We start from the raw sequence: 23,213 nt of genomic DNA, 5'->3' as shown, positions 1-23,213 counted from the left end.
TTAAGAGTTAAGAGTGATGAGTTAAGAGTTGGCCTGAGCCATTGAATGCGTCAGCCAACTCTTAACTCATCACTCTTAACTCAAACTAACCCGAATAGTGCCTTTGGCCACTTCGTTGGGTTCCAGAATGATGAGGCCCTGGCCGTTGTTGAGGGCATTGACGTTGCTGGTGAGCGATTCGATGGCGATGTTGTCGCGACCGGCGGGGGTATAGACCACCAGATACTTGAATTTTCGTGGGCCGGTTTCCTGCCAGACGTTCAGTTGCAGACCTTGTTTGGCCGACCGCAAAACCGTCGTGACGCCCTCTCCATTGTTTTCTTCAACGATAAATGCCGCATCCAGCACCCGATCGCGGAGCGCCAGTTCGCCTTTCTGTTCGAAAAGTTCTTCGCCAACCGGCAGCAGACGGTCATCCAGCAAAACCTGCTTGGCGGCCGGTAATTCGATGGTTAGTTGATCAACGGGTTCTTCATTCAGAGTAAAGTAGGGGTGCCAGCCAAAGCTGACGGGAGCGGTTCTGTTGCCGGTATTTTGCGCTTCGTAAGTCACCGTCAGGCCGGCTGATGACAACGTATACCGGATTCGGAATTCAAACGGAAAGGGGTAACCGGGGTAGGAGCCGTCGTGGAGGTAGCGGAGCGTCAGCGAGGCTTCCGATGTGCTGATTTCCTGTCCAAACAGTTCAAAGGCTTTTCCAAAGACAAAACCGTGAATAGCATTATCGTGGTGGGCTTCATTCATCGGGAGGGTAAACATTTCCCCCTCAAAAGCATAAATGCCGTGCCGGATGCGGCTTGGAAACGGGAAAAGCAGGGCGCTGGCGTGGGTCTCGTCGGCCAGCAACGCCTGTTGCGATTTGGGAGCCCGGATGAGTGAAACCAGGTTGGATTCCTGAGTTGAACCCCGGTGCCGCAGCACCAGTTGCCGGACTATGGCACCGTGGGCGGGCAGAAGACTGACAAATTCTCCGGTTTCGGTGTTTTGAATGACGTATTCGGTTAGCAAGCCAAAAGGCTGATGGTGGATTTCAAAAGGCATTTTTCGATTCGATTAAGATGTCAACTGGGGATAGTCAGGTACGCATTAGGTACTAAACCGGAAACACGAAGATAGACACTTTTTGTTTTTTGTGGGTCTTCGTTCCATTGTGAAGAGCCCCGGAAAGGACTGTTTTTGGATTAAAGCCATCACAAATAGTACTAAATAATAAAGTGACCGTCTTGAATAAAATAACTTTTAAAAGATGAAAAATGGCATGTAACTTGTTGAAAAATAGCAATTAAAAATCTATTTATAAGACAAGGATTTATGCGGAAATTTTATAGGCTTCTCGGGCTTTTGCCGGTTTTCATGACGTCGGCATATGGACAGGCAGATACAGATACTTTAACGGCTCAGCGGCAATTTGGTTTAACCTGGCAGCAGGGAATTTCAAAATCCAATCAAGTTGTTCCGGCTTCCCGGCAAACGCCAATTGGGGTTGAACTGGCGTATAGTCAGGTAAGTTTGCGTCGGCGCGCCTGGGAAAACTGCCAGTGTTTTGCGCAGGTGGGGGGGTATGTCAACTACATTACGTTCCGCAATCCCGATCCGCTCGGCCGCACGATGGGCGCCGGTCTGTTTTTTGAACCCCTGATCAATTACCGCAGTCGGTTGTATTTTTCGGTTCGGGGGCTAGCCGGGCTTACCTACCTGACCCGGGTTTACGACCCCGTCAAGAATCCCACTAATGACCACTTCAGCATGCCCGTCAGTGCTTTGATTGCCGCCAGTTTTACGGGCCATTACCGGCTGACGAAGCAGTGGGATCTGACGCTTGGCGCAATCTACAACCATATTTCCAATGCCGGTACGCGACTGCCCAATCAGGGCATGAATGTGCCGACCATCGCCCTGGGAGCGCAGTACCAATTGCATCCGGCGGTTTTCCCCGACACCCGCCTGTGGGTTCCGGCCCCCCTGGCCCGGCGTTGGATGAGCCGGGTACTGATGATGGGGTCGGTGCGGGTGTTGCCTGAAACCGATAAAAAGCCGGAAATGGCACTGCCGGTGTTTGGTGTGAACGCCGTGGGAGGATACCGGCTGACGCGAAATCATACCTTCTCGGCGGGTTTCGAACTGGTAGACGACCGGTATTTTAAAGAGCAGCTCATAACCTGGACCAAAGGCAAAGCCACCGATGCCCGTCAGGCTACCATTCTGGCGGGGTACGAATTCTGGCAGGGGCGCTTTATTTTTGCAGCCCACCACGGCTGGAACATCATCCGTCCCATTCGGTATAAGCCGGCGACCTATCAGCGGTATAATTTGCTCTATCGGCTACACAATGGAATTACGGTGGGAATGAGCGTGAAAGCGTATGGCGAAAATACCAAAGGCTTTAGCGTTATGGCAGGCTATAGCCTGTAGGCCACCGATGGCATGCCGGTCGTTTCGGCTCTGGCAGGAAACCGGGGTTTAAAAAGATATTTATTTGATGAAAATGAAAGAGAAAATGTGACTTTTGAGGTTATTTATCGTATAGTATTTAGTGAGCAATACTATACTATGTAACTACCTAAATTTTTCGTTCGCCGTGTTTGCATCCGAAGAAATACTTTCCCCTGATGAAATATACAAAGCCCATAATGAAATCAGTCAGCTCAAACACGCCCTGGAGCGGGAAGCTTTGTTTGGAGAAGGACGCTTGCCGAAAGAGATCGTAGACTACAAGGAGAGGCAGCATAACTTATTATATTACCAGCTATCGCTCACCGCCCGTATTCTCCCGATTTATGATTTCATCGGACGACCGTTTTTTCGCCCCTCCACTGAGTTGTCGGACTGGCAGGTGAGCCAGGAAGTCGACCGGATACTCGTGTTACTGGCCCACAACGGAATTGAAATTGCTATATCTGACCCGCACAGCAACGCGGACGATCGGAAACTTTACTCGTTTTTGACCGAGATGGTTTTTAAGCGGGAAGTGAGGGAGATCCGTTTGCCGGGCATCAGTTACAGCATCGACTACAATTATTACTGTCCGGATTATACGCACTCCTGTATTTTCGTTGCCGACGAGTTACTCACCGGTTTATTCGAGTATGACTATGAGCGACTGGAAAGTTGCCTGTCTCCTCACTTCTACATCAACAATAATCCGCTGGAGGAATTGTATCAGCATGTGATTTTAAAGTTTGATACGTACCGGGCTTATCTGGGCAACTATTTGCTCGTCGGCTGGACGATCGAAGGCATTGATCTGGACGAAAACCAACGGAAGGGAATCGTTCACCTGTCCCTTCAGTATGGACGGGAATGGCATAAAAAACCGTTGTTTACCAACAAGGGACAGTTGGTTTGTTACGGAAATGAGAGCAACTGGTGGTTTATTCACCAAATCAACCTCCCGGGTTTATTTCTGGAATAACCCAAACCGGGCTTACATTTCGCCTTCTACGCCCAGTCCAAACAGGGCAAAATCGTATTGTACGGGATCGGCCGGATCGAACTGTTTCAAGGTTTCGGTTAGCGCAACGGCGGCCTTCCAGTCGGTTTGGGGGCGGTCCAGCAGCCCCAGTTTCCGGGCCACGCGCTCCACATGTACGTCGATGGGAATGATCAGTTGCTCCGGCTGGATGCGGGTCCAAATGCCGAAGTCAACGCCCTGCTCATCGCGCCGAACCATCCAGCGCAGAAACATATTCAGCCGTTTGCAGGACGAATTGCGGGTAGGTGTAGCGATGTGCTTGCGGGTCCGATCCGGAAAAAAAGGATCATCGCAAAACCGGTTGTGAAACGTTTCCAGGAAGATTCCTGCCGGGTGCCAGTTGACCTCATTTGGTCTTTGTTCGGGGTTACAAGCAGGTATGAAAGCATCTTCCAGGGTTTGGTGGTGCTGGTAAAACTGGCGAAAGAAATGCAGGAAATACAAGGTGTCCGTCGCGTTGAATGTGCGGTGTTTGAAGTCTAAAAACCGCTTCAAATCGGTGTCCTGGTGGTTCCGCACAAAATCGTACGGTGCGCCGTCCATCCGGTCGATCAGGTCGCTGGCTTTTTTGAGAATGACCGGGCGTTGTCCCCAGGCCAGCACAGCGGCCCAGAATCCCATGATTTCGATGTCCTGCAGTCGGCTAAACCGGTGCGGAATGCTGATGGGATCTTTTTCGATGAATGAAGGCTGGTTGTATTGCCCGACCTTTCGGTCGAGTAATTCTTTTACAGAAACGGAATCGTACATGAGGACGGTTTGAACCACAAAGGGAGACGGCAGGTATTCGATTGGGTTTCTGAATGTGCCGGAAAATTTCGGATGGGCAGACTTCTATTTACTTTTTCCGCCACTCAACACGTAAACCACGCCCTGGGAGATCTTGGAAAAAAATGAAACAACGATGGAAAACAGGGCCGTAAACAGGGCAATGATCGGGTAGGAAAGGGTGAAAACGGTACTCCAGACTTTGTAGCCCGTGGTTGCTTTCATCTTCTCTTCCCGTTCTTTGTGCCGGCGGGCAATGCGTTCGGCTTTTTGTTCTGGTGTAATCATAGCTACGTCGAATAAAACTGGAGGATGGTTAAATGGCTGTATGGTTTGAATGGTTTAATTGTTAAACAGTTAAAAATGATTGACGGTCTTGTAATCGAATGCCAAGACAGCCAGCCAACCATTAAAACCATTTTTAACCATTCCAACCAGTTAAGGTACTAAGTAACTAACCTCTGCCCGAAAACGCCGATCGGCGGGAGAAAGTTTCTCGAAGGCCCGCGCCGAAACTTTCACGATCACTTTGTCATTGACACTGGTGTCTGGAAGGCGGCCGATGATTTTCACCCAAATGGACTGCTGATTCATGTCGTTTCGCACCAGAACCAGCGTGCCGATGGGGGCGGAGCGGTGCAAGGCCAGATATTTGTTTGAGTTGCCGGAATTTTCGATGATTTCGGCCATCCCAATTTCAGAAATGCGACGGGTGTTGCCACCGGGGTTCGGAAGGGGCCCCGAGTCGCCGGGGCGAATGATGCGGGGTTCGGAAGGGGCCGGGCTGCTGGGTTCGGTGGCTGGTCGTTCGCCTTCGGCGGGTCGGCTGGGCTCTTCCCGGGGTGGCGTTGGAACCGTACGCGGGGGAGCCGCCGGTCGCTCGGTTTTGGGCGAGTCGTTGCGGGATGTCCGCGAAACTTCGGTCGAGGAGTCAGAGCGATGGGTGGGAGCCACGGCGACGGGTTTGGCCAACGGTTCCCGAACGCGCCACGCCTTCTCCGAAACAATCAGCGCCTGACCACTCACGATGTGGTCGGACGAAAGGTTGTTCCATTTGCGGACCTCATCCATCGAAACCCCGTAGCGCGACGCCAGGCTGTACAGGGTTTGCCCCGGTTCTACCTGGTGAATACCGCTGTTCGCTTCCCGAACGGTTTCCTGCTTCACTTCGCGCTCCTCGCGTTTTAATGATTCTTTTTCCTCTTTTTTGATGGCTTTGGTAACAGCTTTTTCTTCTTTCCGCGACAGATTACTGGCCGGAACGCGCACCACCTGATCGTAGCGAACGCCATCGGCCAGCCCCGGATTGGCATCCTTGATGGCTTGAATGGTGGTGTTGTATTTCCGAACGAGCGAATACAGCGTTTGTCCCTGTTCGATCCGGTGCAGAACGTATAATTTACCGTCTTTCTTCTCCATCCCGAGAGAATCCGGCAGAACAGGATGGGCTTGGGTAATGATACTGGTCAGCCAGCCAGCTAGTAACAGCGGCATCAGTCGCTTCATGGCATTGGTGTCAAATAATAACTCGTAAGACAAGTTGAAGTAGTTTGAATGATGATCTGGTTTTGCCAGACGCAGAAAGAGCCGTTTCCGACCAACGGCTGGGCGTTCGATTCGGAGAGCGGCCGGGCGGTTTCAAAGTCCTGGCCGGTTTTCTGGTGTAACCAGATCGTTCGTAGACGGTCGGTGATCAACACGGATGCGTGTAGCTGATCGTTTGTTTCACGATAATAATACGAAAAAATAAGTTTATCGCCAATTTCTAAATAATCGATCGAGTCAATCGGCTGATGCAGCGTCTGTTTTTTTATAAATCGGTCGATAACGGGCCACCAGGTGCTGGCCATTGTGTAAGAAACGGGGAAAGACAAGCGTGAATTGTTAAAAACCGGTGGATTTTCAGCGGTTTGAACCGGTTCACCATCGGCCAGCCGAAAGGCCACAACGGGTGAGGTGGTCAGGTCGGTCAGCGAGGCCCGTTGCGCCCAAACCTGTTCGGCATTGGCTCCGGTCAGAACGTGCAGGGGCCATTCCCAACGCGGCTGACCGGTTTTCAGGTCCACGTTTCCCAGGGCCGTTGGAACCGGTAACCGGTTGTTATCGAAGCGGTGGTAGAGCGCCTGGCCGTTCCAGAGGCCAATCAGGGAGGAGTGAAACGGCAACTGGGGGGTAGTTTCGTAAACCACCTTTCCAGGCGGTAATGACACCGTTGTGAAGGTCAGCGTCTGGGAATCCCGGTTTCGCAATTCGGCGACAACCAGGCCCGGGCTCGTATCGACCTGTTCAAAAACCAGCCGCCAAACCGGGTCCGAAAACTGTAGTTGGAAAGCGACAGGCAACTGATTGGGATTTGCGTCGGTCATTTGGAATAGGGATCGGGCCAGAATCAACACGCCATTTTTTCCCGTGTAAACCGAGTTCCGCGTATCTTGCGCCAAAAATACCGAAAATCGACGAATGAACATCCTCGGAATTATCCCGGCTCGTTATGCCTCCAGCCGTTTCCCAGCCAAAGCCCTGGCGGATATTGGTGGAAAAACCATGATTCAACGCGTGATGGAGCAGTCCCAGAAGGCGACCTCCCTCAGCCGGGTCGTGATTGCGACCGACCACGAAGCCATTGCGGGGCCGGTCCGTGCGTTTGGCGGAGAGGTCATCATGACGTCCGAGCATCACCAGAGCGGAACCGACCGGTGTTACGAAGCGATGCAGGCTGTTGGGGAAACGTTCGATTATGTGATTAATATTCAGGGTGATGAGCCTTTTATCAAGCCCGAGCAGATTGACCTGCTGGCTTCGGTGCTGGATGGACAGACGGAACTGGCCACGCTGGTGAAGCGGATCGATGATCCGGAAGTGCTGTTCAATCCGAGTACACCGAAAGTGGTGCTGAACAGCCGGGGAGAGGCCCTGTATTTCAGTCGCCAGACGCTTCCGTACCTGCGAGGCTGGCCGTCGGAGGAATGGCTGCAGCACCATCTATTTTACAAACACATCGGTATTTACGCCTACCGGGCCGATATTCTGGGTCAGATTACGCAGTTGCCGCCTTCCCTCCTCGAAAGAGCCGAAGCCCTCGAACAACTCCGCTGGCTCGAAAACGGCTACCGGATTCGCTGTGTCGTGACGGAACTGGACAGCTACGGCATCGACACGCCGGAGGATCTGGCGCGGTTGGTGTCGTAGCAAGGTTACCGGAAAATCCGGTATCCCGTAGGGATTGAACAGCGTAGCGTCGGTAGCAACAAGGCGAATCGCTCCCCGGCGTGCCGATAGGTACGCGACTGCCGGGAAAATCGTTGCGTACCTTACGGCACGCGAATTTTGGAAAATGCTGATCTGCTACCGACGCTGCGCTGTTTAATCCCTACGGGATGAGCAAGCCGGTTACTCCCAAAATAAGACCTTGCGCAACCGCCTTATCCGTCACAAACGGCAATGAAAACAGCCCTTTTTCAAAAAGGTGAGCTGAAAAAGGTAACTTGCCCGCAGGACGATGCCGATCCCGTCATGGGAACGAGAAGTTAATAACTGTTAAAATCGAACCACCTGAACAGTTTCGGTCGTTACCAAGTTGAACTAGGGTAAACTATTCAATCTAACCACACAGAAAACCGTACCATGCAAAATTATTCCATCCTCTGGGCCGATGACGAAATTGACTTATTGAAACCCCATATTCTTTTTTTGAATAACAAAGGATATACCATTACGCCCGTGAACAGCGGGGCTGATGCACTCGAAAAAGTGGATCAGGAAAACTTCGATCTCGTTTTTCTGGACGAAATGATGCCGGGGATGACGGGGCTGGAAACGCTCCAGCAAATCAAACAAATGCGGCCCAATCTGCCGGTTGTGATGATTACGAAGAGCGAAGAAGAGCACATCATGGAAGGGGCCATCGGAGCCAAAATCGCCGATTACCTCATCAAACCGCTCAACCCCAACCAGATTCTGCTGTCGGTTAAAAAAATCCTCGATAACAAACGCCTGGTCACCGAAAAGACGAACCAGAGCTACCAGCAGGATTTCCGGAATTTGTCGAACCTGTACAACGACCGCGTCGATTTCGAAGATTGGGTCGATATTTATAAGAAGCTCATTTTCTGGGAACTGGAGCTGGATGGCGCGCAAGATAAAAGCATGGGCGAAGTGTTCAACATGCAGAAAAGTGAAGCCAATGCGACGTTTTGCAAATTCGTGATGAACAATTACGAAGACTGGCTGAATGAACCCAAAGGCGACAAACCGGTGATGTCGCACCAGTTGATGCGGAAGAAAGTGTTTCCGTTGATCGAGCAGAACAACCCGCTTTTCTTCGTGCTGATCGATAACCTGCGGTACGACCAGTGGAAAGTGATCGAACCGATCCTGTCCGAATATTTTACGGTGGAAGAAGAATCGTCCTACTATTCCATCCTGCCCACGACGACGGCTTTTGCCCGGAACGCCATCTTCTCGGGGATGATGCCGAGCGAGATGGAGAAAAAACATCCCGATCTGTGGGTGAATGACGACAACGAAGAAGCCGGTTTGAACAACAACGAAGACCAGTTTCTGAAACGTCAGATCGACAGCAGCCGCCTGAACATCCGGTTTTCGTACAACAAGATTCTGAACATCAACCAGGGAAAACACCTGGTCGATAACTTCAGCAACCTGATGCAGAACGATCTGAACGTGATCGTCTACAACTTCGTGGATATGCTGTCGCACGCCCGGACGGACATGGCCATGATCAAGGAACTGGCCCCCGACGAAGCCGCTTACCGTTCCATCACGCGCTCCTGGTTTAACCACTCGCCTTTGCTGGAACTGGTTCGGAAGATTTCGGAAAAGAATGGCCGGCTGATTATTACCACCGACCACGGCATGATCCGGGTGCAAAAACCGGCCAAGATTGTGGGCTACCGGGATACGAACACCAACCTGCGCTACAAGCAGGGCAAGAATCTGGGTTTCGACGACAACCACCTGTTCGTCTGCCGCAAACCGGAAAACTTCTTCCTGCCCCGGATTCATGTGTCCACGGCCTACGTCTTCACGCTCGAAGATTATTTCTTCGCGTATCCGAACAACTACAATTACTACGTCAACTATTACCGGGATACGTTCCAGCACGGGGGAGTCTCGCTGGAAGAAATGATCATTCCGTTTGTGTATTTGAAACCGAAGTGATAAAGAGTTAAGAATGATGAGTTAAGAGTTAAAAGTGTAACGCGCCAGCCAACTCTTAACTCATCACTCTTAACTCTATAATCCCTGCTCAATGACCTTCCCATCTTCAACGCGCAACACCCGGGCGGGATACTTGCGGAGGAAGTCGTAGTTGTGGGTGGCCATCAGAATGGCGGTGCCGGAATTGTTGATGGTTTGAAAAACATTCATGATTTGTTCGCCAACGGCCGGGTCGAGGTTTCCGGTGGGCTCATCGGCAATCAGAATCATGGGTTCGTTGAGCATGGCACGGGCCACCACCACGCGTTGCTGTTCCCCTCCCGAAAGCTGGTGGGGCATTTTTTTTTGCAGAGTTCCCAGACCCACCTGCATCAGCACCTCTGAAATGCGGTTTTTCATCTTGGTCTGATCCGTCCACCCGGTGGCTTTGAGCACGAACCGCAGGTTTTCCTCGATGTTGCGATCCATGAAAAGCTGAAAGTCCTGAAAGACAATGCCAATTTTCCGGCGTAGATACGGAACATCCTTCGGCTTCAGTTTTTCCAGGCCAAAACCGGCCACGCGGCCGGTACCCGCTTGCAGCCAGAGGTCAGCATACAGCGTTTTGAGCAGCGAACTTTTGCCGCTACCCGTTCGGCCAATTAAAAATACAAAATCCCCTTTGTTGACGTCAAACGTCACATCAGCCAGGACAATCCGACCTCCCTGGTAGATATCAGCCTGATTCAGAGACAGAACGGGTTCGGTAGAGAACATAATTGTCAGTTAAGAATTAAGAGTTAAGAATTAAGAGTTAAAAGTTAACTGTGCGGTTTAAGGCGTCAGCTAACTCTTAATTTTTAACTCTTAACTCATAACTTATTTGGTAGCTGCTTTCTTGTGGTCGGCTAAAAACTTGGCCAGACCGATGTCCGTCAGGGGATGGCTGAAGAGGGCGTTGATGACGCTCAGCGGCCCGGTCATCACATCGGCGCCCACTTCGGCACACTGGATGATGTGCATCGGGTGCCGAACGGAAGCCGCCAGAATCTGCGTGCCGTAGCCATAATTGCGGTAAATCAGGGCAATCTGCTCGATCAGCGCAACGCCATCGACCGAAATGTCATCCAAACGACCAATGAAGGGAGACACATACGTAGCACCCGCCTTAGCCGCCAACAGGGCTTGCCCCGCCGAAAAAATCAGTGTGCAATTGGTTTTGATGCCCTTTTCCGTGAAGTAATTGATGGCTTTGATGCCTTCTTTGATCATCGGTACTTTCACGACAATTTTATCATCGATTTCGGCCAGTTCTTCGCCTTCGGCAATCATTTCGTTAAACGTTGTCGCAATTACTTCGGCGCTTACGTCGCCATCGACAATGTCACAAATGGCTTTGTAATGCTGCATGACGCTGTTTTTGCCGGTAATGCCTTCCTTTGCCATCAGGGATGGATTGGTGGTCACCCCGTCCAAAATACCCAGATCCTGTGCTTCGCGAATATCGTTTAAATTGGCGGTATCGATGAAAAATTTCATAGAGTCTAAACTGAAAGAAAAGAGATGATATGAGTGATAAGAATGCGTTCAAAAATAAGGATAATCGGTCATTCGGACGATCGGTTTTTCTGTTTTCCGTTGATCGAATCTGATTCTGAAGCGATTGGGCCGCGGTCGGAATGCATGAAAACAAAAAAAGGCAAACCGACATCTCACCGCTACGACCGCCTACCCTTGCTTCTGTCAAGACCTGGGGGATTCAGCAGGAGCTGGTAGTGCCTGTTTGCCGGGTGCAAAATTAGTAATTTATGCAGGAAAATAAAAGCCGCTGGCTACTTTTGTAGCAATTTCACGCTGATCCTATGATAAAGACCGTTTTAGATACCCTACAGGACCGTAATCGCATCAACAAAATCGCTACAAACAGCGGCCGACCGTTCGGGATGAGCATTATGGTCTTTTGTCTGCTCATCCTGCAAGCCTGCACGTCGTCGGAAGGTAAACTAACGGAAGCCCGGGCCTTGATGCAGCAGGGCAAATTTCGCGAAGCCATTCAGCCCCTGAATCAGGCGATCGATGCTGATGCGGACAATTACGAAGCGTTCAACAGCCGGGGCGTCGCCTATTATGAGTTGAAAGACTACGAAAATGCCTTGCTGGATTACGAACAGGCCATTCAGTTGAAACCCGACTTTTACAAACCGTATTACAACCGGGCGAAGCTGAAAACCGCCCGGGGCGAAACCGACGCGGCTTTGAAAGATTACGCTGAAGCCATCCGCCGGGCCCCCGATTCTTCCGACATTTACCTCGACCGGGGCCAACTGTTTGCCAACAGCGGGAATCTGGTATCGGCGTTGTCGGACTTCAACCAGGCCATCCAGCGGGATGCGAAGAATTCGCTGGCGTATTTCAACCGGGGAAACATCCGGTTTCAGCAGGAAGAATACCCCGAGGCTCTGAATGATTTCACGAAAACCGTGCAACTGGACTCTAAATTTGGTAAAGCATTCAATGCTCTCGGTGTAACCCAGGTCATGATGAACCAGCGTGAAAATGGGTGTCTGAGTCTGAAACAGGCCAAACAACTGGGCTATTCCGAAGCACAGGCGTACCTGACGGAATACTGTCAATAAAAGACGTTTCTTTACACCTCTTAACTCCTAAACCCATGCGGAAGATTCTAGCCATCACATTTGGCCTCTTGTTTACCCTTTTTGCGGCTTTTCAATACAACGACCCCGACCCGCAGGTCTGGGTTCCCATTTATGGATTTGCTGCCATTGCCAGTTTTATGGCGTTCGGAAACGCTGGTCGCCCGTGGTTCTACCTGGTGGCCGGGGTCATTTATCTGGTATCGGCCATTTACTGGTGGCCCCCGCAATTTGAAGGGTTCTTGCTGGACGAAATGGGCATGAAAACGCTCAACGTCGAACTGGCCCGCGAATCCGGCGGACTCGCCATTTGTGCTGCGGCCATGCTGCTGCTGGCCGTGCTGGTGCGGCAAACCCTTGCGAAGCGATAAATTCTGATCCGGTTCTGCCGAAAGCCGGTTCTTTCATCAGAAGCCGGAACTGCTGCGGTCAAAACCGGTCACTGACCACGGCTTTTTTAAAGTACAGGCTCTTCGCACTTTTGATGGGAATCATTTCCTGAATGGCGTCGGCGGTTTCGATGGGCAGATCGGATTCGAGAATGCTGGCACCATCTTTGAAAACCGCCCGGTAAGCGGCTGCCCGTTCGTCCGGCGTTTTGAGCTTATCGTAGGTTGGAGCCGCCGAAATCATGCACATGACGCCTTTTGCATTCAACAGACGATACATTTCCTGATTTTCGGGTTTGATATCCGGGCCAATGTAAGCGATCATCTGCGAAAACGGAATCCCGGCTTTTTCGTACTCCTTCATCGCCTGGGGTGTTTTCACAAAGGCCGAAAACATCTGGTTTTTGTTTCCTTTGTAGTAATACAAGGCGTCTTCGGCGGTGTGAACGGTCAACATCACGAAGGCGTCGGCTTTGTGTTCTTTTATGATCGCGGCAATCATCCGAAACGGCACATCTTTTTTGTCCAGATTCAGAATCGTTTTTCCCCGCGCCCAGTCGATGGCTTCGGCCAGCGTCGGAATCCGGTGTTCGGTGACGTTGCCTTCGGCATCTTTCAGCCGGAATTTCTTCAGTTCAGCCCAGGTATAGTCGCCCACTTTTCCGGACCCGGTGGTGGTTCGTTCCAGCGTCGCGTCGTGCATCAGCACAATTACGCTGTCTTTTGTCAGGCGCGGATCGATCTCGAAAAATGCCGGGGTGTGCTTCAGCGTGTTCTCGAACGTCGCCATCGAATTTTCCGGAAACCCTTTGACCATGCCGCCCCGGTGACCGCTGATGATTGGTCGGTCCTTGCCCGTCCACCGGAAAAAACTGTGCAGCTCTTTGGGCGTTTTGATCGCCAAAATGTGCAAAGGTTGCTGGGCCTGGATGGCTGTTGCAAACAGCAGAAAAGCCAGTAAATTGCTTATTTTGAACATACTTGTTGTGTATTGACCCAGCACACGGTTGAAACCGCGGGTTGGATTTAGGTTTACCGGCAATTTAATTTCAGCAAACTAAACTCGCCTTCGTCGTCCAGCGTGAACACCGTAACCGTCGAATTATCCTGAATCAGTTTCCGGTAATTCTTCAACGGCATTCCCAGCTTCCAGGTCATGTAGAAGCGGTTAACGGCATTGTGGGCGACCACCAGGATGGTCTGGGAATCGTGTTTCTGCCGAATTTCCCGGAAAAAATCATCGACCCGATTGACGACTTCCAGGCCGGTTTCTCCGCATCCCCCAGCCCTGGTCTGATCGGGCGACGCACACCAGGCGTCCCACAGATCGGGTTTTTCGGCGATAAATTCCTCCCGGGTTTTGCCTTCCCAGTCGCCAAAACTGGCTTCGGTCAGCCGTTCATCCGTAACGATCGCTTCCGGATTTCCCGACGCAATCTGGGCCGTTCGGAAAGCCCGTTGCAGCGGTGACGAATACAGGACATCGAACGAAACGCCCTTCAATAACGCAGCCGCCCCGTGGGCCTGCTGGATTCCTTTGTCCGTTAATCCAATGTCGGTGGCTCCGCAGTAGCGGTTTCCGTCCGCATTCCAGAAGGTTTCTCCGTGGCGGAGTAAATAGACGGTGAGCATCAGTGTTCTTTTAAGCAATGAATCCTTTTTCCCGTAATGCGCCGACAAACCGCGCATAGCCCGCATCGTACAACGGCATCCATTCGACCATCGGCTTTACTTCTTTTTCAATCCGGGTCATGGCCTGAGCCGCTTCGGTCAGCGAGCTGAAATGCGTTTGCGAAGCCGCCAGAATGGCCGCGCCCACGGCCCCCGTCACCTCGGCACATTTATAAACCGGTCGTTTCAACACGCTGCTGCGAATGGTTAACCAGATATCGCTGTTGCTCGCTCCACCGGCGGTATAAACGGCCCGAACGGTTTCGCCCGACAGCGTCTCGATGAGTTCGTAGGCGTAGCGCTCAAGGTAGGCAACTCCTTCCATATTTGCCGCAAAAAGTTCCGCATTCGTAAGTCCTTTCGGCGCAAAACCGTGCGCCTGAGCCGACATAAACGGAAACCGCTCGCCCTTCTGGCGGAGCGGGTAGGCCGTATAAGGCGTCGGAATGAGGGCTGCGGCTGCCTGGGTAAGCTCCGCAAGGTCGGTGCCGAAACCGGCCGTTACCCAGTCGGCTCCGGTATTGCTGGCCCCGCCCGGCATCCAGTAGCCTTCGGGATGACGGTGGCTGTAGAGCCGTCCTTCGGGGTCGTTCAGGGCCTGAAGCGTAACGCCCTTGACCACCAGGGTTGTGCCGATGGTCGTGTTCCAGTCGCCCGGCCGAACGGCACCCGAGGCCACCTGAGACGCACAACCGTCGGTCATCCCGGCTACGACCACAATTTCGGGCAATTTCAGGGCGATGGCCAGTTCGGGCAACAAACAGCCTATCGGTTTGCCAGACGGCACGACTTCCGGCATCCACGCTTTGTTGAGGGGTATGGTCTCAAACAGATATGCGGGCCACGCCCCGTTTTTGACGTCATACCCCGATTTTAAAGCGTTGGTATAATCCGTTACCCGAAAATTTCCCGACAGTTTTCCGGTCAGGTAATCAGCCGCGTGAACCCAGGTGTGCAAGCGGGCGGTTTTTTCGGGGAAGTGGTGCGCAAACCAGACCATTTTCGATAAACCGCTGGACGCATTAAAACCAGTGTACCCATCCGGATGGTAGCGTTCGGCGAGGACTTTGCACTGTTCCCCTTCAATGACTGGCCGGGAGTCGCTGTACATCAAGGCATTGTGGAGCGGTTCGTTCTGGTCATCGAGCGGAATCACCGTACCGGAGGTGGAGGTGACTGCAATCGATTTGACCGCCTGTAAATCGATGGTCGTTCGCAGGGAATCCACTACGGTTTTCAGGCAGCGTAAAACGGCAATCCACCATCGGCGGGGCGATTGCTCTTCGCGTGCCCGATCCGTTAATGGAAAAACCGCTTCCTCACTGCCATAAACCTGACCGTTTTCGTCCGTCAGGACCACCCGGACGCCCTGCGTTCCAACGTCGATTCCAATAAAATAAGCCGCCATTTAGTGCATTGATTGAAAGGCAGTCCTCGCCTTTTTCCAGTCAGTATACCGGTCCCGGAAGCGTTCCGGTGCCTCGGGATACACCTCCTCCAGTGTGATCGGTTCAATACTCCCAATCCCCAGCGCGTCGTTGCATAAAAACACACCGCCAACCACCGACGCCTGGCGATACGTATCCCGCGTGCGAACGGCTTTTTGGGTCAGACCGGCGATGAACCGGCGCAGCGTCCGGCTTTGCATGCCTCCGCCACAAGCCCAGAGGTAGGATTCCGGGTGTGGGGCGACATTGCAAAGGGTTTTGTAGTTTTCGTAGATGCTGCACGCAATATCCCACAGAATGGCGTGAATGAAATCGCCCCGCGTTAGCTGGTGCGAAACCGGCGTATTGAACACAAAACCGCCCCGAATCAGCGGGGCTGTTTCGTCGGCCAGTAACGATCCTAAAGCGGCCATGCAGGAAGAGTCGGCGCTTTCAGCCAGTTCTTTTTCGATGACTTCGTAGCTTTCGTTGGGGTAAAAAATCTGTTTCAGGCGTTGGTAATTCAAACCCGTTACCCCCGCGTTGGCTTCCAGAATGAACCCGTTTTCGTCGATGTGGCGATTCGTCCAGGTGCGCTGCAGTGCATCGGTCACGTACTGATCAACCAGTTTAATAATTGGCGTGGTTGTGCCCGAAACCAGCACTACATCGTCTACCGACGGCTGGAGACTCCGAACGGCCAGTTGCGTATCGGCCCCGCCCACCACCACCAGCGCATCCGGCGGGAGGTTGAGTTCGGCGGAAAGGGTCGGCAACACCGGCCCGAGCACAGTTCCGGCGGATTGCAAGGGTGGTAATAAAACCGGATCCAGATCGAACAAATGGCACAATTCCGCAGACCAGGTTTTGGCGGCCACGTCATACAACAGGGTTTCGGATGCCTGCGAATGTTCATAGCGGGCTATTCCGCTGAGTCGGTACTGCACCCAGTCGCTAATGCTGAGAAATCCGTTTACCCCGTTCCAGAGATCGGCCCTCCGTTCCCGTATGCCCACCAGTTTCAGGGCGGAAAACAGCGACGTAGGATACCGTCCGGTTACTTGGTACACCCGGTTTTTATCGGCAATCGCATCTTCCCATTCGCGCCCCCGGTGGTCGATGTTCGGCATTCCGATCAGCGATTGGCCGGTTTTGCCGAGGGCAACGATGCCTTCCCGCTGGCTGGTTGCCGTAACGGCCCGGATGGTTGCGGCTCCGCTGTTTGCCAGGGCGGTTTTGGCGAGCGCAACAATCGTTTGCCAGAGTTGGTTCGGGTCGAAATAGATGGATTCGGGATAATGCGCATCCCGTTCGTAGGGCATATCGGCCCGTTCCACGCTCAGAACGGTGCCGTTGGTTTCGGCCACGGCGACCCGGACATTTCCGGTGCCTACATCGATGATCAAATACGCGTCCGGCATGTTACGATTCTTTTTCCTGCAAAACCGCCGGATTGACCAAATGGCGAATTTTCTGTTTATCTCCGACAAAAAAGTCGTGCAATGCCTGGTTCAGAATAGCGACGTGGTGGTCTTCCACCTCGAACGTGGCCCCGGCAATGTGCGGAGTCGCCAGGACATCGTCGCGGTGGATGAGCCTGTAATCCAGACTATCGGGCGGTTCGTGGTCGAACACATCCAGAATAGCACCCCGGATGTTTCCGTTTTCCAGAACAGCCAGCAAATCTTCCCGGTTCACCACCACCGCCCGGGCAGTATTGACGAAAATCGCATCCGGTTTCATGAGTGACAATACGTTCCGGTCGATCAGTCCGCTGGTTTGTTCATTTACCGGCAGGTGGATCGAAACGACGTCACTGGTTTTAAAGACGGTTTCCAGATCGGTTTTTTCGAAATACGGATCATCGGAAGTGTAATAGGGATCGTAGTACAAAATCCGGGTGGGAAAATGCCGGACGAGGTTCGCGATGGTTTGCCCCACCGCACCAAAACCCACCATACCGATGGTTTTTCCGGCAATCTCGTTGCCCTTAAACTGGAGGTAGGAGGTATGTGCCCCGGCCGCCCAGTTCCCGCCCTCCAGCCAGCGAACCGCTGCGAGGGTGTTGCGCATCAGCGTTATGAGGTTGGCGATGAACAGCTCGGCAACGGCCTGGGCATTGCGGGCCGGTGTGTTGAAAACCGGGATGCCTTTTTCGGTCGCGGTGGCAACCGCCACGTTGGACGGTGTTCCGCGACACACGCCGATAAACCGTAGATTCGGGCAGGCTTCGATGACGGTCGCCGTCACCGGGTCGTGTTCGGTAATCAATGCATCGGCTTCGGTAGCCTGCAGAAGCTGAATCAGCTCGGTTTCGGTGTAGGCGCGCTCCTGCAACTTCCAGGGGCGGTACAGCACTTCGCCAAACCAACCCGTCAATTCATTTTGTCCCTTTTGGTGATAGGGCGCGGTAATCAGGATTTTCATCGTAGCAATGGGTTGAGTTCATGCGCTGGCTCCGGGACGCCCCGGAGCTATCAACGGTAAAGCCGTCGGACTTGCTCACTGAACGGAGGCATCTCCAACGGAAAATGGGGCATGGGTTGTGGACGTAATTTCTTTCGGCAGGGTGATAAACCGGGTGAGCAGGGCACTGAGGAAATACAAACCGGCCAGAATCCAGACGACGCCTTCACTACCGATGGTGCCAATCGTTAGTCCGACCAGGGCGGGGCCGACGAAAACCGGCAGACCGGCACCCAGGTTCAGAATGGCCATGGCTGCGCCTTTGTCATCTTTCACCAGCGAGGGTACTAGTGCCGACAGCGGAACGTAACCCGCCAGCAAACCACCCCAGAGGACGCCCGAAAGCAGCACCATCGCGTAACTCCCGCCAAACCAGACCGGTGAATAATAGAACAGCAAGGTGGAAATGCCGCAGCCGACGCCCCCGAACCAGAGGATGGTGTTGCGCCAACCCAGCCGGTCGCCGATAAAACCAAACAGCAGGTTGAATAGAATATTGCTGGTAAAAATCGTCCCCCAGATTTGCAGCCATTCGACGGTGCTGAACCCAAACGTGGCCAGGTAAATGGGGAGAAAAACCGGGAATGCAAACTGCGCCGTGGTGTTGATGATCCGGACGATGCCACCAAGCAATACTTTGGGTTCTTTCTGAATGATGGTCAGGCCGTTTAGCAGTTCTTTCGTTTTCGCTCCCGCACTGGCGGCTGACGGTTTGAACCGGTCTTTGTTCAGCAGCAGGGCGAAAAAGCCGCCCAGCGCGACCCAGAAAATGGAACTCCACAGCGTATTCTGGTATCCCATCCGCTCAATGGCCCAGCTTGAATAATAGGCTCCAAAGACGTTCAGACCGCCGGTGAAAACGAACCAGAACCAGCCCACGGCGCGGCCCAGTTGGTCCTGCGGAGTACGGTAGGTAATCCAGACGAGAAACGAATAAGCAAACAGTGGATAGCCAAAACCGCGGATGGCATAGGTCAGGAGCATGGTCGGAAAATCAAGCCGGGCCAAACCGTAACCGACAAAACCGACGGTGCCGAGGATGTAGAGCAGCAACCCCGCCAGCATGGCTTTTCGCGGGCCGTAGCCCTCGGCGAGTACGCCCGAAAACCAGGACGAAATTGCAATTGTTATGCCGTAAACCGTAAAGAGCGAAGCCGATTGCTGGATGCTCATGCCGTGTTCGAGCAGGTAGGGGCTGAGCCAGCCCTGTTCGACGCCATCGCCCATCATGAAGATGAGAATGCCCAGATACCCCCAGGCCAGGGGCTTTGGCAGACCGGCTTTATCAAAAACGGATTCGGATTGCATGACAAAAAGGAGGGTTTAGGAACAGGCTAATTAACTTGCACTTAAGGCAGATTAACTTGTACGCAAACAAACATAGAAAATAGAATTAAACAAAATGAAATATAATTTAACTTTTTGAAACCCTATTTTTAAAGATTTGATACGATTCTCGCAAATTCTAATTATCCTTGACCGGGAAGAATTCAGTCAGCAATGAAGACCATTACAGAAAGGCACCAATTTATCCTGCAGCGGTTGAAGGAAAGCGGTAGTGTGACGATTCAGGAACTCAGCGACCGAATGGAGGTGTCGGGCGTAACGATTCGGAAGGATTTGAAACTGCTGGAAGATAAAAGTCTGTTGTTCCGGACCCGTGGCGGGGGCTCCATAACCAATCCGTATGCGTTCGAGAAACCGATCGATGAGAAGGCGTTGATTCATGCCGAAGAGAAACAGAAGATTGCCAAAACCGCCCTGTCGCTCATCGGCCAACACGACTCGATTATCATTAGCTCCGGCACAACGGTTTTTGAACTGGCCCGCAGCCTGCATCCGGCCGGAAAGCTGACCGTGATTACCCCGGCGGTTAAAGTGGCTGCCGAACTCAGCAATCGGGCCAACGTGGAAGTGATGCAGTTGGGTGGGCTGATTCGTCCGAACTCATCGTCGGTGGTGGGTTCTTATGCCGAACAGATGCTCGATCAGCTTTCGTGCGGGCTGTTGTTTGTGGGCGTCGACGGGATTGACTTTGACTTCGGCCTGTCGATCAGCAACCTGACCGAAACCAGCCTGAATCAGAAGATGATCGATGCGGCCCAAACCGTGGCTGTGCTCGCGGATTGCTCGAAGTTTGGCAAACGCGGCATCGGAAAAATCGGCAATCTGGACCAGATTCACTACCTCATTACGGATTCCGGCGTGTCGGCCGAAACCGTTCGGAAGCTGGAGGAACGGGGCGTGAAGGTGATGGTGGCGGGGTAGATATACCGAGGGCCTGTCCGGAAACTCTCCGGCAGGCCCTCGGTATTCAGATCGTGAACGGTAGAAACCGTTTATTTCTGGAGAACCAGACTTTTCGTGCGAACGTCCTGCCCCTGTTGAACCTGAACCATATACAGCCCGGTGGCACCGGTTAACCGTACTTTCTGCTTCTGAATTCCACTGCCTTCCAGCGTGCTCGTAAACCAGTTGCGACCCAGTAAATCGACAACCGATACCGTCGACTGCTGCCAGGTGGCGGTGTAGAAGCTCACCTCGAATTCACCGCTCGTCGGGTTCGGCGCGACCGAAATTCGGATGCCGGATTCGTCATCGGACGAGGCACTTAATCGGGCGCCGGGGGCACAGGGCCCCAGCACTTTCGGGGACTGTTTCAGCGTATAATTGCTGCCCAGTACGCGCGCCGAAATGGTGTGGGTCCGGTTGTCTTTCAGGGATTCGGGCGTCGGAAAACTGTAAACGTGGCGGCCGTCTCCTTTGCCTGCGACTTTAATGTCCTCGCGGTAGATATCGGCCAGGGCCGTTCCCAGCGACGTACCGCCTTCCAGAAACTCGACCGTCAGCGGAGTGTTCGGTTTGTTCCGATCCCAGACCCAACCCCGCATGGTACCGCACTCGACTTTGTCCAGGAACCCTTCGAAATTACCGGTCACGGTCGTGGGATCATTGATGGTAACCGTAAGGGTAGCGGATGAACTGCTTTCGCAACCGGGTTCTTGGCGGCATTTGGCCGTATAACTGGTTGTTATGGCGGGATTTACAGTGATTGGTGACCCGGTCTGGTTGGTGCTCCAGACCACCGTGTACGGACACCCGGTAGCCGTCAGTTGCACACTTTGGCCGGATGTCGCCGTGGTGAAACTGGCACTGACGGAGGGGGCCGCCGGTGGCGTACAACCACCCGGTGCCGTAATCTGAACCACGCTACTATACTGCGAGGTTTCGCTGGTACTGATCATTTTCAGGCGATAGTAGGCCGGTGAAGAGGTATTCGAATGGGTGAAGCTGTAGGTTTTGGTGCCATCACTGGTACCGGCGGCCGTCACTTCGCCCACCTTGCTGTAAGAATTGCCATTGGTGCTGAATTCCACTTCAAACCGGCGGGAGTTTTGCTCTTTGCTGGTGGTCCAGTCCAGTTTTTTCTGCGCTCCGTCGATGACACCCGTAAACGACGTGATCGTGACCACAAAGGGAGCGGGGGCGTCGGTCGGAAAAGCCCCGAAGTATTTGTCCAGATAAGCCAGGCGTTTCTCGAGCCAGGGATCAATGTAGGAAAAGTCGGCCAATGCCAGTCGATCGGGCCACCGCAGGGTTTCGCGGGCATAGGCTCCTTCATTCTGGAGTAGATTGTAATTAGTTCGCAACTCCTGTTTGATACTTTCCAGGCTGTAAATGGTGCCTCTCAGTTCAAACCAGCGTTTCCGTAACTTGGATTTAAACCCATCGGGGTCCAGCGACAGGAGCCGGTTGTAGAGCCCGTTGGTCATGATATCGTTCGTATGGTATTCTTTATTTCCTGTAAAATCATATCCAAACGAGGCATCCAGATCCCACGGTAGGTAAAAATATTTTTCACCCTCTTTGTATTTTGCCAGCACCTGGTTGTTCGACATGTTATCCGCAGCGCGGATGGCGTTAATGAAAACGAAATTGTCGATCAGACTGGTAATTTCCACCCGATTGAAAATCCCGGCTTTAAAATTCTGATTGGAAGAATTGACGATAAAGTTCACAAAATCGTAGAGGTTAAACCAGAATGATTGTTTCGGATAGTCGATTTCAAACCCGCCCCAACTCAGTCCGGCATTGGGATCGTAGGCTGGCAATGGACCAACGTATTTCGTCGCGCTTCCCGGGTTGGTTTTGTAGAGTTCGCCCCGAACTTCACCGCCATCCGTGATTTTCTTTAGTTTTAATTGCTTCCGGTCTTCTTTTTCCGTCAACAGATAAACGCCGTTGTAGGAACCGTTAATGAATACATCGGTATACCGGTATCGGATTCCACCAATGGCTTCCGGTTCCTTGGCGATATACGGCAGCGTATGCGTTTTTAGCCACAGCGAATGCGCAGTTGCATTCTGGAGTCGCATGGATTCGCCGTACATGGCCAGGAGATAATAGTCGCTGTCCTCACGGAGTCCATCCAGACTAAGATCCCGGCTTTCATCTCCTTTTACATCATTCCATAATTCCATGTTGTACCCTTTTTTAGGATAACCTCTCGAGAAATTACCCCGCACCCGAATGCCCATGTAGGATGTCACCAAAGGTTTATCCACCGTAGAGAGGGTGATCGTACCCGGTGTCCGGACATCATCTTCTTTTTCGTTAATGGCCTTACTGTTAACGGTTTTGATATTCAGGAGAGGTAATCCCGTGAAGAAAAGGGTGAAGGTGGCCCCGCTGTTTGTAATCTTGTAGGCTTTTCCAGTCTGAAAAGCCGGTGTCGTTTCTGAAAACGTATACTCTTTATCGAATGTAATTTTCAGGGCCCCCGGCTGTCCGGATGGAATGGTTGGAATTCGGTTGCAGACGATCAGCTTTCTTGATTTATCAATCTGGTAACTGTCAGGTTGTGCGCTAACTGATTGGGCATACAGCGCGGTTGTTCCCCCGCAGGAAATCACCAGCAGAAAAGTAAAAAAATGAGCGTAAAACGACTTAAAAGAGGTAAAGTTTTGCTTCATAACGCAAGTAGGGTTTAAGAATTATACACCAATGAGACGCGACAATGCCGGGTATTTTCCTTTTTTAAAAAGAACATTTCAGGCACTTCGGCATGCGGTATCACAAATATAGAATTTATTCGCAGGATAGAACGTTGATTCTTTAATAAGAAGAGGGGCGGTTTTCAATGGAGCCTGCTCAGATGCTCATTTCGATCAACGGAATGGCATCAGGTTAGCGCAAATTTGTTTCG

General features: G+C 52.4%; 21 protein-coding genes. 7 read left to right on the top strand and 14 right to left on the bottom strand.

Annotated features, from left to right (window positions below):
* Positions 1-75 precede the first annotated feature (75 nt).
* On the bottom strand, positions 76-1,041 hold the full coding sequence (locus F0P93_RS21940) for an aldose 1-epimerase (RefSeq protein WP_150879889.1): 966 nt from the start codon (positions 1,039-1,041) through the stop codon (positions 76-78).
* Positions 1,042-1,311: 270 nt separating this feature from the next.
* Here F0P93_RS21940 and F0P93_RS21935 point away from each other — a divergent pair, with 270 nt between their 5' ends.
* Together F0P93_RS21935 and F0P93_RS21930 are read left to right on the top strand one after the other, a co-directional pair.
* Positions 1,312-2,412: an acyloxyacyl hydrolase gene (locus F0P93_RS21935; RefSeq protein WP_150879888.1), complete on the top strand. Its 1,101-nt coding sequence runs from the start codon at positions 1,312-1,314 to the stop codon at positions 2,410-2,412.
* Between the two features lie 166 nt (positions 2,413-2,578).
* Positions 2,579-3,412, top strand: a complete 834-nt coding sequence (locus F0P93_RS21930; protein ID WP_150879887.1) for a hypothetical protein — start codon at positions 2,579-2,581, stop codon at positions 3,410-3,412.
* Between the two features lie 12 nt (positions 3,413-3,424).
* On the opposite strand, the gene F0P93_RS21925 is transcribed toward F0P93_RS21930, so the two are convergent.
* From F0P93_RS21925 to F0P93_RS21910, 4 genes are all read right to left on the bottom strand, one after another.
* Positions 3,425-4,222, bottom strand: coding sequence for a TIGR02757 family protein (locus F0P93_RS21925; RefSeq protein ID WP_150879886.1), 798 nt, complete (start codon positions 4,220-4,222; stop codon positions 3,425-3,427).
* 84 nt (positions 4,223-4,306) lie between these two features.
* Entirely contained in the window at positions 4,307-4,528 is a 222-nt protein-coding gene (locus tag F0P93_RS21920) for a hypothetical protein (protein ID WP_150879885.1), read from the bottom strand.
* A gap of 150 nt (positions 4,529-4,678) precedes the next feature.
* A complete protein-coding gene (locus tag F0P93_RS21915; RefSeq protein ID WP_225309596.1) occupies positions 4,679-5,746 on the bottom strand; it encodes a LysM peptidoglycan-binding domain-containing protein in 1,068 nt (355 codons plus the stop codon).
* Complete coding sequence (locus F0P93_RS21910) at positions 5,743-6,606, bottom strand: DUF4905 domain-containing protein (RefSeq protein WP_191908887.1); 864 nt, start codon at positions 6,604-6,606, stop codon at positions 5,743-5,745. The genes F0P93_RS21915 and F0P93_RS21910 overlap by 4 nt, the downstream gene beginning before the upstream one ends.
* A gap of 94 nt (positions 6,607-6,700) precedes the next feature.
* Here F0P93_RS21910 and kdsB point away from each other — a divergent pair, with 94 nt between their 5' ends.
* Both kdsB and porX read left to right on the top strand, forming a co-directional pair.
* Entirely contained in the window at positions 6,701-7,429 is a 729-nt protein-coding gene (gene kdsB / locus F0P93_RS21905; RefSeq protein WP_150879883.1) for a 3-deoxy-manno-octulosonate cytidylyltransferase, read from the top strand.
* Positions 7,430-7,864: 435 nt separating this feature from the next.
* A complete protein-coding gene (gene porX, locus F0P93_RS21900; protein ID WP_150879882.1) occupies positions 7,865-9,421 on the top strand; it encodes a T9SS response regulator signal transducer PorX in 1,557 nt (518 codons plus the stop codon).
* A 75-nt stretch (positions 9,422-9,496) separates the two neighbouring features.
* Here the strand turns inward: porX and F0P93_RS21895 are convergent, their stop codons facing one another.
* Positions 9,497-10,177, bottom strand: coding sequence for a cell division ATP-binding protein FtsE (locus tag F0P93_RS21895; RefSeq protein WP_114407801.1), 681 nt, complete (start codon positions 10,175-10,177; stop codon positions 9,497-9,499).
* Between the two features lie 102 nt (positions 10,178-10,279).
* On the bottom strand, positions 10,280-10,939 hold the full coding sequence (fsa, locus tag F0P93_RS21890; RefSeq protein WP_114407802.1) for a fructose-6-phosphate aldolase: 660 nt from the start codon (positions 10,937-10,939) through the stop codon (positions 10,280-10,282).
* Between the two features lie 323 nt (positions 10,940-11,262).
* Here fsa and F0P93_RS21885 point away from each other — a divergent pair, with 323 nt between their 5' ends.
* Complete coding sequence (locus F0P93_RS21885) at positions 11,263-12,036, top strand: tetratricopeptide repeat protein (RefSeq protein ID WP_150879881.1); 774 nt, start codon at positions 11,263-11,265, stop codon at positions 12,034-12,036.
* Between the two features lie 35 nt (positions 12,037-12,071).
* Positions 12,072-12,425 carry a transmembrane 220 family protein gene (locus F0P93_RS21880; RefSeq protein WP_150879880.1) on the top strand — a complete coding sequence of 118 codons (354 nt, stop codon included), beginning with the start codon at positions 12,072-12,074 and terminating at the stop codon, positions 12,423-12,425.
* A 58-nt stretch (positions 12,426-12,483) separates the two neighbouring features.
* Here the strand turns inward: F0P93_RS21880 and F0P93_RS21875 are convergent, their stop codons facing one another.
* The 6 genes from F0P93_RS21875 to F0P93_RS21850 form a co-directional block, all read right to left on the bottom strand.
* The gene (locus tag F0P93_RS21875; protein ID WP_150879879.1) at positions 12,484-13,422 is read right to left on the bottom strand and encodes a glycerophosphodiester phosphodiesterase family protein; all 939 of its coding nucleotides are present in this window, start codon (positions 13,420-13,422) and stop codon (positions 12,484-12,486) included.
* A 53-nt stretch (positions 13,423-13,475) separates the two neighbouring features.
* Positions 13,476-14,075 (bottom strand): histidine phosphatase family protein, encoded by a 600-nt coding sequence (locus F0P93_RS21870; RefSeq protein ID WP_150879878.1) that lies wholly within the window; start codon positions 14,073-14,075, stop codon positions 13,476-13,478.
* Between the two features lie 10 nt (positions 14,076-14,085).
* The gene (locus tag F0P93_RS21865; protein WP_150879877.1) at positions 14,086-15,522 is read right to left on the bottom strand and encodes an FGGY-family carbohydrate kinase; all 1,437 of its coding nucleotides are present in this window, start codon (positions 15,520-15,522) and stop codon (positions 14,086-14,088) included.
* Entirely contained in the window at positions 15,523-16,962 is a 1,440-nt protein-coding gene (locus F0P93_RS21860; RefSeq protein ID WP_150879876.1) for an FGGY-family carbohydrate kinase, read from the bottom strand.
* Between the two features lies 1 nt (position 16,963).
* Entirely contained in the window at positions 16,964-17,968 is a 1,005-nt protein-coding gene (locus F0P93_RS21855; RefSeq protein WP_150879875.1) for a 2-hydroxyacid dehydrogenase, read from the bottom strand.
* Between the two features lie 75 nt (positions 17,969-18,043).
* Complete coding sequence (locus F0P93_RS21850) at positions 18,044-19,315, bottom strand: MFS transporter (RefSeq protein ID WP_150879874.1); 1,272 nt, start codon at positions 19,313-19,315, stop codon at positions 18,044-18,046.
* A gap of 192 nt (positions 19,316-19,507) precedes the next feature.
* On the opposite strand from F0P93_RS21850, the gene F0P93_RS21845 reads away from it, so the two are divergent.
* Positions 19,508-20,275 carry a DeoR/GlpR family DNA-binding transcription regulator gene (locus F0P93_RS21845; RefSeq protein WP_150879873.1) on the top strand — a complete coding sequence of 256 codons (768 nt, stop codon included), beginning with the start codon at positions 19,508-19,510 and terminating at the stop codon, positions 20,273-20,275.
* 71 nt (positions 20,276-20,346) lie between these two features.
* Here the strand turns inward: F0P93_RS21845 and F0P93_RS21840 are convergent, their stop codons facing one another.
* Entirely contained in the window at positions 20,347-22,980 is a 2,634-nt protein-coding gene (locus F0P93_RS21840) for a CotH kinase family protein (RefSeq protein WP_150879872.1), read from the bottom strand.
* Positions 22,981-23,213: the final 233 nt, after the last annotated feature.

It is taken from the genome of Larkinella humicola (genome assembly GCF_008727875.1).
Classification (GTDB): domain Bacteria; phylum Bacteroidota; class Bacteroidia; order Cytophagales; family Spirosomataceae; genus Larkinella; species Larkinella humicola.
Note: the sequence above shows the minus strand (reverse complement) of the source record. Positions and strands in the feature narration are given on the sequence as shown.

Coding starts and splice junctions, on each gene's coding strand:
- F0P93_RS21860 (WP_150879876.1), bottom strand. CDS start 16,962: ATGCCGGACGCGTATTTGATCATCGATGTAGGCACCGGAAATGTCCGG.
- F0P93_RS21915 (WP_225309596.1), bottom strand. CDS start 5,746: ATGAAGCGACTGATGCCGCTGTTACTAGCTGGCTGGCTGACCAGTATC.
- F0P93_RS21880 (WP_150879880.1), top strand. CDS start 12,072: ATGCGGAAGATTCTAGCCATCACATTTGGCCTCTTGTTTACCCTTTTT.
- F0P93_RS21925 (WP_150879886.1), bottom strand. CDS start 4,222: ATGTACGATTCCGTTTCTGTAAAAGAATTACTCGACCGAAAGGTCGGG.
- F0P93_RS21940 (WP_150879889.1), bottom strand. CDS start 1,041: ATGCCTTTTGAAATCCACCATCAGCCTTTTGGCTTGCTAACCGAATAC.
- F0P93_RS21875 (WP_150879879.1), bottom strand. CDS start 13,422: ATGTTCAAAATAAGCAATTTACTGGCTTTTCTGCTGTTTGCAACAGCC.
- F0P93_RS21855 (WP_150879875.1), bottom strand. CDS start 17,968: ATGAAAATCCTGATTACCGCGCCCTATCACCAAAAGGGACAAAATGAA.
- kdsB (WP_150879883.1), top strand. CDS start 6,701: ATGAACATCCTCGGAATTATCCCGGCTCGTTATGCCTCCAGCCGTTTC.
- fsa (WP_114407802.1), bottom strand. CDS start 10,939: ATGAAATTTTTCATCGATACCGCCAATTTAAACGATATTCGCGAAGCA.
- F0P93_RS21935 (WP_150879888.1), top strand. CDS start 1,312: ATGCGGAAATTTTATAGGCTTCTCGGGCTTTTGCCGGTTTTCATGACG.
- F0P93_RS21885 (WP_150879881.1), top strand. CDS start 11,263: ATGATAAAGACCGTTTTAGATACCCTACAGGACCGTAATCGCATCAAC.
- F0P93_RS21920 (WP_150879885.1), bottom strand. CDS start 4,528: ATGATTACACCAGAACAAAAAGCCGAACGCATTGCCCGCCGGCACAAA.
- F0P93_RS21910 (WP_191908887.1), bottom strand. CDS start 6,606: ATGACCGACGCAAATCCCAATCAGTTGCCTGTCGCTTTCCAACTACAG.
- F0P93_RS21870 (WP_150879878.1), bottom strand. CDS start 14,075: ATGCTCACCGTCTATTTACTCCGCCACGGAGAAACCTTCTGGAATGCG.
- F0P93_RS21865 (WP_150879877.1), bottom strand. CDS start 15,522: ATGGCGGCTTATTTTATTGGAATCGACGTTGGAACGCAGGGCGTCCGG.
- F0P93_RS21840 (WP_150879872.1), bottom strand. CDS start 22,980: ATGAAGCAAAACTTTACCTCTTTTAAGTCGTTTTACGCTCATTTTTTT.
- F0P93_RS21895 (WP_114407801.1), bottom strand. CDS start 10,177: ATGTTCTCTACCGAACCCGTTCTGTCTCTGAATCAGGCTGATATCTAC.
- F0P93_RS21850 (WP_150879874.1), bottom strand. CDS start 19,315: ATGCAATCCGAATCCGTTTTTGATAAAGCCGGTCTGCCAAAGCCCCTG.
- F0P93_RS21845 (WP_150879873.1), top strand. CDS start 19,508: ATGAAGACCATTACAGAAAGGCACCAATTTATCCTGCAGCGGTTGAAG.
- porX (WP_150879882.1), top strand. CDS start 7,865: ATGCAAAATTATTCCATCCTCTGGGCCGATGACGAAATTGACTTATTG.